This is a genomic window from Pseudomonas sp. LD120 (assembly GCF_009861525.1).
Classification (GTDB): Bacteria; Pseudomonadota; Gammaproteobacteria; order Pseudomonadales; family Pseudomonadaceae; genus Aquipseudomonas.
The window spans coordinates 276,882-290,212 of record NZ_WVHL01000003.1 but is presented as its reverse complement, the minus strand read 5'-3'; the positions used below and the strand labels follow the sequence as shown (position 1 = coordinate 290,212).

10 protein-coding genes and 1 pseudogene are annotated in these 13,331 nt (G+C 59.7%); 5 read left to right on the top strand and 6 right to left on the bottom strand.

Translation table 11 applies throughout. From position 1 onward, the window contains the following. The first annotated feature begins 9 nt into the window (after positions 1 to 9). Positions 10 to 2,046 carry an ATP-binding protein gene (locus PLD_RS07505; protein WP_159891333.1) on the top strand — a complete coding sequence of 679 codons (2,037 nt, stop codon included), beginning with the start codon at positions 10 to 12 and terminating at the stop codon, positions 2,044 to 2,046. A 2-nt stretch (positions 2,047 to 2,048) separates the two neighbouring features. After that, positions 2,049 to 2,624, top strand: a complete 576-nt coding sequence (locus PLD_RS07500) for a cob(I)yrinic acid a,c-diamide adenosyltransferase (RefSeq protein WP_159891331.1) — start codon at positions 2,049 to 2,051, stop codon at positions 2,622 to 2,624. Between the two features lie 68 nt (positions 2,625 to 2,692). Here the strand turns inward: PLD_RS07500 and PLD_RS07495 are convergent, their stop codons facing one another. The 3 genes from PLD_RS07495 to secA all read right to left on the bottom strand — a co-directional run bounded on the left by PLD_RS07495 (position 2,693) and on the right by secA (position 7,836). Continuing rightward, the gene (locus PLD_RS07495) at positions 2,693 to 3,637 is read right to left on the bottom strand and encodes a Nudix family hydrolase (protein WP_159891329.1); all 945 of its coding nucleotides are present in this window, start codon (positions 3,635 to 3,637) and stop codon (positions 2,693 to 2,695) included. Positions 3,638 to 3,756: 119 nt separating this feature from the next. Continuing rightward, positions 3,757 to 4,974 carry a bifunctional glutamate N-acetyltransferase/amino-acid acetyltransferase ArgJ gene (gene argJ, locus PLD_RS07490; protein ID WP_159891327.1) on the bottom strand — a complete coding sequence of 406 codons (1,218 nt, stop codon included), beginning with the start codon at positions 4,972 to 4,974 and terminating at the stop codon, positions 3,757 to 3,759. Positions 4,975 to 5,094: 120 nt separating this feature from the next. After that, positions 5,095 to 7,836, bottom strand: a complete 2,742-nt coding sequence (gene secA / locus PLD_RS07485) for a preprotein translocase subunit SecA (protein ID WP_159891325.1) — start codon at positions 7,834 to 7,836, stop codon at positions 5,095 to 5,097. A 322-nt stretch (positions 7,837 to 8,158) separates the two neighbouring features. On the opposite strand from secA, the gene PLD_RS07480 reads away from it, so the two are divergent. Beyond that, entirely contained in the window at positions 8,159 to 8,614 is a 456-nt protein-coding gene (locus PLD_RS07480) for a DUF721 domain-containing protein (RefSeq protein ID WP_159891323.1), read from the top strand. 16 nt (positions 8,615 to 8,630) lie between these two features. On the opposite strand, the gene PLD_RS07475 is transcribed toward PLD_RS07480, so the two are convergent. Next, on the bottom strand, positions 8,631 to 10,118 hold the full coding sequence (locus PLD_RS07475) for a helicase HerA-like domain-containing protein (RefSeq protein WP_159891321.1): 1,488 nt from the start codon (positions 10,116 to 10,118) through the stop codon (positions 8,631 to 8,633). Positions 10,119 to 10,311: 193 nt separating this feature from the next. Between PLD_RS07475 and PLD_RS31040 the strand changes: the two are divergent. Both PLD_RS31040 and PLD_RS31035 read left to right on the top strand, forming a co-directional pair. Continuing rightward, a pseudogene (locus tag PLD_RS31040) lies at positions 10,312 to 11,343 on the top strand (cache domain-containing protein); the annotation flags it as partial. A 93-nt stretch (positions 11,344 to 11,436) separates the two neighbouring features. Further along, the gene (locus PLD_RS31035; protein ID WP_371929001.1) at positions 11,437 to 12,201 is read left to right on the top strand and encodes a methyl-accepting chemotaxis protein; all 765 of its coding nucleotides are present in this window, start codon (positions 11,437 to 11,439) and stop codon (positions 12,199 to 12,201) included. 33 nt (positions 12,202 to 12,234) lie between these two features. Here PLD_RS31035 and PLD_RS30420 read toward each other — a convergent pair whose 3' ends face one another. Both PLD_RS30420 and purU read right to left on the bottom strand, forming a co-directional pair. After that, positions 12,235 to 12,405 carry a hypothetical protein gene (locus PLD_RS30420; RefSeq protein ID WP_178116135.1) on the bottom strand — a complete coding sequence of 57 codons (171 nt, stop codon included), beginning with the start codon at positions 12,403 to 12,405 and terminating at the stop codon, positions 12,235 to 12,237. A 64-nt stretch (positions 12,406 to 12,469) separates the two neighbouring features. Further along, positions 12,470 to 13,318, bottom strand: a complete 849-nt coding sequence (gene purU / locus PLD_RS07465; RefSeq protein ID WP_159891317.1) for a formyltetrahydrofolate deformylase — start codon at positions 13,316 to 13,318, stop codon at positions 12,470 to 12,472. Positions 13,319 to 13,331 lie beyond the last annotated feature (13 nt).

Genomic DNA, 13,331 nt, shown 5'->3' with positions numbered 1-13,331 from the left:
ATACAACCGATGCCATTGCGCCAGCGCCTCGAAAATCTGCCGGTGGGCCAAAAGCTCCTGGCCGCCCTGCTTGTCCTGCTGACCACCGTACTGCTGGTGGCCAACCTGACTTTCATCAGCGCTGCCTACTGGATCTCCCAGGAAAGCATGGCGCCGCAGGCCCTGCAGACCATTGGCCGACTGATGTCCAATCCGACACTGGCGATCAAGGCCCTGGACTCCACCGACGATGCGCAAAAGCTGCTCAACGAACTCGACAGCTACTCCCCGCTACGGGCAGCAGCCATCTACGATGGCAAAGGCATGCGCCTGGCCCAGTTGCAGCACGGTGATCACCTCACGCTGCCCGAGCGCTACCGGCACATCGAAGCCTGGCAAATGACAGAGTTTCGCAGCAACCAAGTGATCCCCCTGCCCCGACCGGGACAGGCACCCGGGCACTTGCTGCTGGTGGCTACCAGCGAACTGCCGATGGCGTTCTACACCGGCACGCTCACGGCGAGCCTGGGCATCCTGATTTTCAGCGTACTGTTATGGCTAGTCATCGCGCGGCAGATCAAGCGCCTGATCACCCAACCGATTCACCGCCTTGAAGAACTGTCACGCCAGGTCACCCGCGAAGAGAACTACGCCCTGCGTGCGGCTCGGGGCAACCACGATGAAATCGGCAGCCTGGCGGAAGCCTTCAACACCATGCTGTCGCGCATTGAGGCCCGAGAACAGCAGCTCAAGCGCGCACGTGACGACTCACAGGCAGCCTATGACCAGGCTCAGGGATTAGCCGAAGAAACCCGCCACACCAACCGCAAGCTGGAGCTGGAAGTCCAGGTGCGCAGCAAGATCGAAAAGAAACTCACCGGCTTTCAGAACTACCTCAACAGTATCATCGACTCCATGCCCTCGGCACTGATCGCCTTGGACGAACAGCTGTATGTGACCCAGTGGAACCAGGAGGCCAGCGCCCTGTCCGGCACCCGCCTCGACGAAGCCCTGAACCAACCGATCTTCCTCGCCTTCGAACCGCTCAAGCCGTTCCTGGCACAACTCAAGGAAACCGTCGAACAGCACACCGTGACCAAGGTCGAGCGGGTCACCTGGTTCAAGGATGAAGAACCCAAGCACTACGCCCTGACGTTCTACCCGTTGATGGGGGGCGCTGGGCGCGGTGTGGTGATCCGGATCGACGACATTACCCAGCGCCTGTCCCTGGAAGAAATGATGGTGCAGTCGGAAAAGATGCTCTCCGTGGGCGGACTCGCCGCCGGCATGGCCCACGAGATCAACAACCCTTTGGGCGCGATCCTGCACAACGTGCAGAACATTCGTCGGAGGTTGTCTCCCGAACTGGCAAAAAACCTTGAGACCGCCCAACAGATCGGCGTCGAGTTACACACCGTCAATCGCTACCTGGAAAGCCGCGAAGTGCCGCAGTTGCTGGATGGCATTCAACAAGCCGGCGCGCGGGCGGCGAAGATCGTTACCCACATGCTCAGTTTCAGCCGCCGTAGCAATCGGCAAATGGCGCCGTGCGATCTGCCGGCGCTGATCGACCAGGCGGTGGAGATCGCCAGCAACGACTTCGATCTGGCCATAGGTTTCGACTTCAAGGGCCAGGCCATCATCCGCCAGTTCGACCCGAATCTCGGCCCGGTTCCAGGCACCGCCAACGAACTGGAGCAGGTGCTGCTCAACCTGCTGAAGAACGCCGCCCAAGCCATCCACCAGCGTACAGATGACAGCGAACCGGGGCGGATCATCCTGCGTACCAGGCTGAATCCCCCCTGGGCGGAAATCCAGGTAGAAGACAATGGCATCGGCATGAGCGAGAACGTGCGCAAGCGCACCTTCGAGCCATTCTTCACCACCAAGGAGATCGGCCAAGGCACCGGACTCGGCTTGTCGGTGTCGTACTTCATCATCACCAACAACCACAAAGGGCAGATGGAAGTGCAATCAACCCGGGGCCAAGGCACCTGCATCACCTTGCGCCTGCCCCTGGCCAGCAGCCAGCCCCAGGTTCAAGAACCTCTACCATTGGAGAACTAAACATGGGCTTTCGCTTGTCGAAGATCTACACGCGCACTGGCGACAAAGGCGAAACCGGACTGGGAGACGGCCGTCGAGTCGCCAAGGATCACCCACGGGTAGAGGCCATCGGCGAAGTCGACACCCTGAACAGCCAACTGGGGCTACTACTGGCCGGCTTGGCCGAACAAAGCGAGGCCTGTCCTGGACTCAAGGAAGTGATCGAGGTGCTCGCGCCTTGTCAGCACCGCTTGTTCGATCTCGGAGGAGAATTGGCGATGCCGGCGTATCAGGCCCTCAACAAGGCCGAAGTCGAACGCCTGGAAGCGGCCATTGATAGCTGGAACGAAGAATTGGGCCCACTGGAGAATTTCATTCTGCCCGGTGGTTCGACACTGATCGCCCAAGCCCACATCTGCCGCAGCCTGGCACGTGGTGCGGAACGCCGCTGCCAACGCCTCAATGCTGTCGAACCGTTACAAGGTGTCGGACTGGCCTACATCAACCGCCTGTCAGACCTGCTGTTTGTCGCCGCGCGCCTGATTGCCAAACGCCAGAGGATAGCCGAGATCCTCTGGCAAGCCGCCGCCAAACCCTAAGCATCGAGCGCCGGCTTGCCAGCCCTAAGGCCCTCAAGCCTTGCTGAACCACCGGCGCCTGACGACCTTTAGTCTTGCGGCCAGAGGGCGCGGATTCCAGCCACACCCTGCGCGCCGACATCCCAGGCTTGCTGACACTCCGCCGGACCTACGCCCCCCAGCAGATACACCGGCTTATTGAAGCCGCTGATCAACTGCGTGGCCTGCTCCCACCCCAGAGGCTGCGCATCGGGATGAGTCTGGGTCGGCTGCACCGGTGACAAGGTCACGAAGTCCACGTCCATCTGCTGCGCCAGGGATAGCTCCTCGGCGCTGTGGCAAGAGGCTGCCAACCAGCGATCCTTGCCAAATGGCCGACCGGCACTGGCGTATTTCCGCAACTGCGCCGCAGTAATGTGCCAGCCCGCTGACGGAAAATCGCCCAACCATTCAAACGGTCCCTTGAGCATCAATTGCGCCTTGCCGGCACACAGGCCCGTAGCGTCCACCGCCAGATCGCGGTACTGCGGATCGTAGCCACCGGGGGCTCGCAACTGAATCAATTTGCTGCCCTGGGCAATCGCCTTTTGCATGCCACGCAACAAGGTCGGAGTTTCCAGGCCCTCTGGGGTAATCAAGTAATGGGCTGGCAAACGCGCCGCCGCGACAATCGGCTGATTGGCTGCCGGGAATTCATAGTCCGCCAGTTCGCGAGGGCTAACCCAAGCCAGCGGTTGCCCTTCGGCGCCGTGGGGTTCACCGCTGAAGGCACAGACTTCCCAGACATCCAGCAACACCTGTTTATCCGGGTAGTCGTGCTGCACCTTGATCAGCGGCCGCGCCGCCGTCACAGCAATCCCCAGCTCTTCCTGCAGCTCACGGGCCAGCGCAGCGTGTACCGCCTCTCCAGCCTCGACCTTGCCTCCGGGAAACTCCCATAGACCGCCTTGATGCTGAGTATCGGCACGCCGGGCAATCAGGATCTTGCCGTTGCCATCACGGATAACGGCCGCAGCCACATGTACTCGTTTCACCGCACTGCTTCCTCTGATCGAGTGTTCGGCCGGACCAGGTCGGGCCGGCCATTTAAGACCACTGTTTCACCAGCAAGCCGGCTCCCAAAAGGCTCTGAAGCAGGCTTGCGGACGTGCGCTTAAGTACGGTATTCCGCGTTGATCTTGACGTATTCGTGAGACAGGTCAGTGGTCCAGAGGGTTTCACTGCACGCACCACGGCCCAGTTCAATACGGATAGTGATCTCTTCCTGCTGCATGACCGCCGCGCCTTGGGCTTCGGTATAACTTGCAGCCCGCGCACCGCGGCTGGCGATACAGACGTCGCCAAGGAACACATCGATTTTGCTGACATCCAGGTCCGGCACGCCGGCGCGACCTACCGCAGCCAGAATGCGCCCCCAGTTTGGATCCGAGGCGAACAATGCGGTCTTGATCAGCGGCGAATGAGCCACGGTGTACCCCACATCCAGGCACTCCTGATGGGTGCCGCCGCCGTTGACTTGCACCGTGACGAATTTGGTCGCCCCCTCACCGTCGCGGACGATGGCTTGGGCAACTTCCATGCAGACGTCAAACACCGCCTGCTTCAAGGCGGCAAACAGCGGCCCAGTGGCTTCGGTGATCTCCGGCAGGTTGGCCTGACCGGTAGCGATCAGCATGCAGCAATCGTTGGTCGAGGTATCGCCGTCGATGGTAATGCGATTGAACGACTTATTGGCGCCGTCCAGGAGCAGATGCTGCAGCACCTCGCGGGAGACTTTGGCGTCCGTGGCAATGTAGCCGAGCATGGTCGCCATGTTCGGACGGATCATCCCCGCCCCCTTGCTGATGCCGGTCACGGTGATGGTTACACCCTCATGCTGGAACTGACGACTGGCCCCTTTGGGCAGAGTGTCGGTGGTCATGATCCCAGTGGCGGCTTCAGCCCAGTTGTCCTCGGACAGATCATCCAGCGCCGCTTGCAAGGCGCCTTCGATTTTTTCGACCGGCAGTGGCTCGCCAATGACCCCGGTGGAATACGGCAACACCGAACTGGCCTCAACCCCGGCCAACTCCGCCAACTTGGCACAGGTACGGCTAGCCGCAGCCAGACCCGGCTCGCCGGTGCCAGCATTGGCGTTACCGGTGTTGGTCAGCAGATAGCGCACCGTACCTTGCACGCGTTGCTTGGCCAGGATCACCGGCGCGGCGCAGAACGCATTCAGGGTAAACACCCCGGCAACGCTGGAGCCTTCAGCGCAGCGCATGACCACCACATCCTTGCGCCCCAGGCGTTTAATACCCGCCGAAGCGATACCGAGTTCGAAACCGGCAACCGGGTGCAACGTTGGCAAAGGACCAAGACCAACAGCCATGAATGCGCTCCTCTTATCAGGTGTCTGCACCGTCGTCACAAAAGACGGTGTCGCAAATGGAAAAACGCCGCGACGGCTGATGCCGTCACGGCGCGGGTGTTTCAGTGTCTGGCGGGGATCTTAGTTGATCTGGCCGTGACAGTGTTTGTACTTCTTGCCCGAACCGCAGTAGCACAGTTCGTTGCGGCCCAACTTCTGCTCGTTGCGCACTGGAGCGGAGGCCACCGCCACGTCGGCATCAGCGCCCTCTTCCAAGGCTTGCGGTTGGTCCAAGCCTGGGGCTTCAGCATGTTCAAACTGCATACGCTGGGCCAACGCCTCGGCTTCTTGACGCAGACGTGCCTCTTCCTCGACCGGATCTTCTCGACGGACCTGAACGTGAGACAGCACACGGATCGAATCGCGCTTGATGGAATCCAGCAATTCGGAAAACAGGGTGAAGGACTCGCGCTTGTACTCCTGCTTTGGATTCTTCTGCGCATAACCACGCAGGTGAATACCGTGACGCAGGTGGTCCATGGTCGACAGGTGGTCCTTCCACAGGTCATCCAGAACCCGCAGAACGATCTGCTTCTCGAAGCTGCGCAAGGCTTCGGCGCCGGCCTGGTCTTCTTTCTCGTTGTACGCCGCGATCAGCTCGTTGAGCAGTTTCTCGCGCAGGGTTTCTTCGTACAGGTGATCGTCTTCATCGAGCCATTGCTGGATCGGCAGGCTCACACCAAAGCCGCTCTGGATTGCTTCTTCCAGGCCAGCGACATCCCACTGCTCCGGCAGCGATTGCGGCGGAATATGAGCGCTGATGGTGGCGTTGAGCACGTCTTGACGGAAATCGGCAATGGTTTCGCCAATGTTGTCGGCAGCCAGCAACGTGTTACGCATGTGATAGATCACCTTACGCTGCTCGTTGTTGACGTCGTCGAACTCCAGCAATTGTTTACGGATATCGAAGTTACGGCCTTCGACCTTGCGCTGGGCCTTCTCGATAGCGTTGGTCACCATGCGGTGCTCGATCGCTTCACCGGACTGCATGCCCAGGGCCTTCATGAAGTTCTTCACCCGATCAGAGGCAAAGATGCGCATCAGGCTGTCTTCCAGAGACAGGTAGAAACGGCTGGAGCCGGCGTCACCCTGGCGACCGGCACGACCACGCAACTGGTTGTCGATACGCCGCGACTCATGACGCTCGGAAGCGATCACCTGCAAGCCGCCGGACTCCAGCACCTGCTGGTGACGCTTCTGCCAGTCAGCCTTGATTTGAGCGATCTGCTCCGGAGTCGGGTTCTCCAGGGAGGCAACTTCCACTTCCCAGTTACCGCCCAAGAGGATGTCGGTACCACGACCGGCCATGTTGGTGGCGATGGTCAGGGCGCCTGGACGACCCGCCTGGGCAATGATTTCTGCCTCTTTTTCGTGGAACTTGGCGTTCAGAACCTTGTGTTCGATGCCTTCCTTGTTGAGCAGGTTGGACATGTGCTCGGAAGTTTCGATGGTGGCGGTACCCACTAACACAGGACGGCCCTGGGCCATGCACTCCTTGATGTCGTTAATGATTGCGGCGTATTTCTCGTCCGCAGTCAGGAACACCAGATCGTTGTAGTCCTTACGAGCCAGCGGCTTGTTCGGCGGAATCACCATCACCTGCAGACCATAGATCTGATGGAACTCGAAGGCTTCGGTGTCAGCGGTGCCGGTCATGCCGGACAGCTTGGTGTAGAGACGGAAGTAGTTCTGGAAGGTCGTCGAGGCCAGTGTCTGACTCTCGGCCTGGATGTTGAGGTTTTCCTTGGCTTCGATGGCCTGGTGCAGGCCTTCGGATAGGCGACGACCTGGCATGGTACGGCCAGTATGCTCATCCACCAGGACCACTTGGCCATCCTGGACGATGTATTCGACGTTGCGATTGAACAGCTTATGGGCACGCAGGCCGGCATAGACGTGGGTCAACAGGCCCAGGTTATGGGCCGAGTACAGGCTTTCGCCCTCAGCCAGCAAACCAACCCGAGTCAGCATCTCTTCAATGAACTGGTGGCCGGCTTCGTTGAGCTCGACCTGACGGGTCTTCTCATCAACGGTGTAGTGGCCGGCCTTGGTGACCTGACCTTCCACTTCCTCGATGTGCTGCTCAAGGCTTGGAATCAGTTTGTTGATTTCGGTGTACAGGCGCGAACTGTCTTCAGCCTGACCGGAAATGATCAACGGGGTACGGGCTTCGTCGATGAGAATCGAGTCGACTTCGTCGATCACGGCAAAATTGAGCTCACGCTGGAATTTCTCTTCCATGCTGAAAGCCATGTTGTCGCGCAGGTAGTCGAAACCGAATTCGTTGTTGGTGCCGTAGGTGATGTCGGCGGCGTAGGCGGCGCGCTTTTCTTCAGGCGGCTGGAACGGCGTGACCACGCCAACAGTCAGGCCGAGGAATTCGTACAGCGGACGCATCCAGTTGGCGTCACGGCGAGCCAGGTAGTCGTTCACCGTCACTACGTGCACGCCCTTGCCGGACAGTGCGTTGAGGTAGACGCCCAGGGTTGCCACCAGTGTCTTGCCTTCACCGGTACGCATCTCGGCGATCTTGCCTTCATGCAAGGTCATGCCACCGATCAACTGCACATCAAAGTGACGCATACCCATGACGCGCTTACCGGCTTCACGGGCGACCGCGAAGGCTTCGGGAAGCAGTTTGTCGAGGGTTTCACCCTTGGCGATACGGGCCTTGAACTCGGCGGTCTTGGCACGCAATTGATCGTCCGAAAGGGCCACCATTTGCTCTTCGAAGGCATTGACGATTTGTACCGTCTTGAGCATGCGTTTGACTTCACGCTCGTTCTTGCTTCCAAAAAGTTTCTTTAACAAAGGCGCAAACATATCGGCAGGATCTTCCACACATAGGGTTGGAGGGCGGCCCCGTGAGTCGCCCGAGCAGCCCTCATGGCCGCATGCGAACGAGCATTCTACCCGGAAACGATGGTGAGGAAAGTGGCGTTATTCCACGATGCTGGCACAGCGCTGTGACGGGGCTTACTTAAAATAAGGGCTTTTGGCTGAACTTCAACCCCATTCACTACAGAAGTTAATGATAGCGATCAGCAAAACGTCACACAGTAGTCAACGTACGAAAAAGCAATGATCCCAGTGTAACGGGCACTTTCTGCTAACATGGCGGCTCTGTAACTTCAGGTTTCTGATCATGGCCTTTCGCCCCCTTACGGCACGTGCTCCCGCCGTTCTTCTTCGCGAAGCCAAGCCTCTAAAAGCCATACTCGGCCATGCTCAACGCCTAGCGCATTTGCAACGCTTGCTGGAGAGCCAGTTGCAGCCGGCCGCCCGCGAACACTGCCACGTTGCCTCCTGGCGCGAGGGCAGCTTGTTACTGGTCGTCACCGACGGCCACTGGGCCACGCGCCTGCGCTATCAGCAAAAGCGCCTGCAGCGCCAGTTGCTGGAATTCAACGAATTCAGCAACCTCACCCGCATCCTGTTCAAGGTTCAGCCGCCCACCGTTCAACAAGGCGCGACGGGACACACCATGGACCTCTCCAGCAGCGCCGCCGAAACCATCCAGGCCACCGCCGACGGCATCACCGATCCCAACCTGCGTGCCGCCCTGGAACGCCTGGCCAGCCACGCCAAATCACGGGGCTGACTCCGGCGCTACCGCTTTAGCGGCGCTTACTCCCGCCCAACAACGACCCCATCAAACCGCGGACCAATTGCCGCCCCAGTTGATTGGCTGCCTGGCGCATGGCCGATTTCAGCGCCTGCCCGGCCGCCGTGCCGAGGAACTCGCCGGCCCGGTCAGCCAGGCTTGGTTCTTCGGCCACCGCTTTGCCAGCTGTGGTTTGGGTCGGCGGCGCCAGCTCTTTGCGGCTCATCAGCACTTCATAGGCCGACTCACGATCAATAGGTTTGTCATAGCGCCCCAGTAGTGGCGATTGGGCGATCAGCGCCTTGCGCTCAGCTTCAGTGAGCGGCCCGATCCGTGATTGCGGCGGCGCCACCAGCACCCGCTGAACCCTCTCTGGCGTCCCCTTGTCTTGCAGGGTGCCCACCAAAGCCTCGCCAATACCCAGTTCGGTGAGCACTGACAAAGCATCAAAGGCCGGATTGGGACGAAAGCCATCTGCCACGGCACGCAATGATTTTTGTTCCTTGGCGGTAAACGCTCGCAAACCGTGCTGAATGCGCAAACCCAACTGCGCCAGTACATCGTCTGGCAGATCACCTGGCGATTGGGTCACGAAATACACCCCCACACCCTTGGAACGAATCAAGCGCACCACCTGCTCCAAGCGTTCCTGCAGGGCCTTGGGGGTGCCGGAAAACAACAGGTGCGCCTCATCGAAAAACAGCGCCAACAGTGGCTTTTCCGCATCGCCGCGCTCCGGCAACTGCTCGAACAACTCAGCCAGCAACCACAAGAGGAAGGTCGCATAGACCTTCGGCGCTTCGTGCACCAAGCGACTGGCGTCCAATAGATGAATCCGCCCGCGACCGTCAGCGGCCGGTTGCAGGATGTCCTCAAGCTGCAACGCGGGCTCACCGAACAGCGCCTGCGCGCCCTGCTGCTCCAGAGTGGCCAGGCGTCGCAACAGCGCCTGACTCGAACCTGTAGTCATCAGCGCGGCGTCATCGCCCAGCAATTGCGGATTGTCCTTGAGATGATTGAGCAACGCCTTGAGGTCCTTCAGGTCCAGCAGCAGCAAACCCTCACGATCCGCTACCTTGAATGCTGCATATAACGCCGACTGCTGACTGTCGGTCAGTTCCAGCAGACTGCCCAGTAGCAGCGGGCCCATTTCGCTCAAGGTGGTGCGCAAAGGATGGCCGGATTGCCCATGGATATCCCACAGCGTTACCGGATACGCCTGAGGCCTGTGTTCGAGCCAGGGCATGCCCGCGATGCGTTCAGCGACCTTGCCTTGAGGATTGCCGGCGGCCCCCAGCCCACACAGGTCGCCTTTGATATCCGCAGCGAACACCGCCACCCCGGCGTCACTGAAGGCTTCCGCCAGACGCTGCAAAGTCACGGTCTTGCCTGTGCCCGTGGCACCTGCTACCAGACCATGACGATTGGCCAGGCGCATGGCCTGGGTGATCGGTTGACCGCCTGGGTCGGCGCCGATTACGAGCTGCGATGCGTTAGACATTTTGTCACCTCTGGTTAATCTTTGGCCTTGCACGGTCGATATGAAGAAATGATGGATCAGAAGTATCTGAAATAAAGGTCAGGTAATTCCTTTGGGATAGATGGAGATATCAGCTTATTTATAACACTGCTTATTTTGCGCACCCTGCAACCCAATGCCCTGGACTCAAAGACCTTAGCGGACACCCCAAGCCATGAACAAAAATCTGCGCTTCAGCCACAAGATCCTGCTTGCCGCCTCGCTGATCGTCATAGCTGCCTTCGCACTATTCACGCTCTACAACGATTACCTGCAACGCAATGCCATTCGTGAAGATCTAGACAACTACCTTCAGGAAATGGGCGACGTCACGGCAAAAAATATTCAGACCTGGCTCACCGGTCGCGCGCTGCTGATCGAGAACCTCTCGCAATCGGTGGCCCTCAACCCCGAGCCGGCCAATGTCAGCAACCTGCTGGAACAGAAGGCAGTGAGCTCGACCTTCATGGGCGCCTACCTAGGCAGTCAGGATGGCAGCTTCATCATCCGCCCGGACAGCAAGATGCCAGACGGCTACGACCCGCGCGCGCGCCCTTGGTACAAGAGCGCCGAAAGCAGCAACGGATCAGCCCTGACCGAACCCTACATTGACCTGGCGTCCGGGGAACTGGTGATCTCCATCGTCGACAGCGTGCTCAAGGCCGGGCGGCGAATCGGCGTAGTGGGCGGCGACCTCAGCCTGCAAGTGATTGCCGACAGTATCAACGCCCTGGATTTCGACGGAATGGGCTACGCCTTTCTGGTCAGCGCCGACGGCAAGATCCTGGTACACCCGGACAAAAACCTGGTGATGAAAAACCTCAAGGACATCTACCCTCAGGACACCCCGCGCATCAGCAGAGACCTCAGCGAGATCAGCGTTGACGGTAAGCCACGTATCGTCACGTTCACGCCCATCAAGGGTCTGTCATCCGTGAACTGGTACATCGGCCTGTCGGTGGACAAGGACAAAGCCTTCGCGATGCTCAGCCAATTTCGCACCTCGGCCATCATCGCCACCCTGACCGCCGTGGCTCTGACCATTGCCCTGCTGGGCCTGCTTATCCGCCTGCTGATGCAGCCCCTGCACGTGATGACCCGTGCCATGCAAGACATCGCGGACGGCGAAGGCGACCTGACCCGACGCCTGGACATCCACACTCAAGACGAATTCGGCATCCTCGGCAGTGCCTTCAACCGCTTTGTCGAACGCATTCATGGCTCGATCCGCGAAGTCTCGTCTGCCACCGAGCACGTCAACGAAGTCGCCCTGCGCGTGGTCAGCGCATCCAACTCGTCAATGCTCAACTCCGACGAGCAGGCCAGCCGCACCAACAGTGTCGCCGCCGCCATCAACCAACTGGGGGCCGCGGCTCAGGAGATCGCCCGCAACGCCGCTCAAGCCTCACAGCAGGCTAGCGATGCCCGCAACCTGGCCGAAGACGGCCAACAAGTGGTGGACCGCAGCATCCAGGCGATGAACCAGCTATCGGACATGATCAGCACTTCCAGCAGCAACATCGAGACCCTCAACAGCAAGACTGTGAACATCGGGCAGATTCTCGAAGTCATCACCAGCATTTCCCAGCAAACCAACCTGCTGGCGCTCAACGCTGCCATCGAAGCCGCCCGGGCCGGTGAAGCCGGACGCGGATTTGCCGTGGTCGCCGACGAAGTGCGCAATCTGGCGCACCGCACCCAGGAGTCCGCGCAGCAGGTGCAGGGCATGATCGAGGAGCTGCAAGTGGGCGCCCGCGAGTCGGTGACCACCATGAGCAACAGTCAGCGCCACAGTCAGGACAGCGTGGAAATCGCCAACCAAGCAGGGGAGCGCCTGAACAGCGTGACTCAGCGCATTGGGGAAATCGACGGCATGAACCAGTCCGTGGCCACCGCCACTGAAGAGCAGACCTCCGTGGTGGAGTCCATCAACATGGACATCACCGAGATCAATACGCTGAATCAGGAAGGCGTGGAAAACCTGCAGGCGACCCTGCGAGCCTGTTCCGACCTGGAGCAGCAAGCGGCGCGTTTGAAGCACCTGGTAGGCAGTTTCAGAATCTAAAGGAACAGCCGAGCTGGCCCCAAGGCCAAACCCTCACCGCGATGGCGGCGGGGGTTCGCGCTGCAACTGCTCCCACAACTGGACGGCACCGGGAAACTCGGTACCGTCGTTCGCATCAAGCTCGTCAGGGTCGTAACGGCTCAGGCACCCTTCGCCGAGGGTAGCCGGTGCCTGGGAGGTGGCTTTATCCAGAGGATCGGTCATTGCACTGACCTCATGAGGCGAAGAACCAGGACCGGGACATAGCGCCCGCTCCTGTTTTTTTCAATCAGAACACCACGGTCTTGTTGCCGTGTACCAGCACACGGTCTTCCAAGTGATAACGCAGGCCGCGAGCCAGCACCATCTTCTCCACATCGCGACCGAAACGCACCATGTCCTCAATGCTGTCGCTGTGGCTGACCCGCACCACGTCCTGTTCGATGATCGGACCGGCATCCAGCTCTTCGGTGACGTAGTGGCAGGTGGCGCCAATGAGTTTCACCCCACGCAAGGAAGCCTGGTGATACGGCTTGGCCCCCACGAAGGACGGCAGGAAGCTGTGGTGGATGTTGATCACCTTGTGGGCATATTCGCTGCACAGTTCCGGCGGCAGAATCTGCATGTAGCGGGCCAGCACCACCACCTCGGCAGCGTGCTGTTTGACCAGACGCGAAACCTCGGCGAACGCCGGCTCCTTGTCCTGAGGATTGACCGGCACATGGTAATAAGGAATGCCATGCCACTCGACCATGCTGCGCAGGTCATCGTGGTTGGAAATCACACAGGCGATCTCACAGTCCAACTCATCGCTGTGCCAGCGGTGCAGCAAGTCGGCCAGACAATGGGATTCCCGGCTGGCCATCAGCACCACGCGCTTTTTCTCGGCAGTGTCGGTAATCCGCCAGTCCATCGAGAACTCTTCGGCGATCGGCGCGAAGGCCTCACGGAAGGCCTCCAGGCCAAAAGGCAGGGAATCGGCACGAATCTCGTGGCGCATGAAGAACCAGCCACTGAGGTTGTCCGAGTGGTGGCTCGCTTCGGTGATCCAACCGTTATGGGAGGCCAGAAAGTTACTGACTTTGGCAACGATGCCAACGCGGTCAGGGCAAGAAATCACCAACCGAAAGGTGCGCATGAGGGGAAAACTC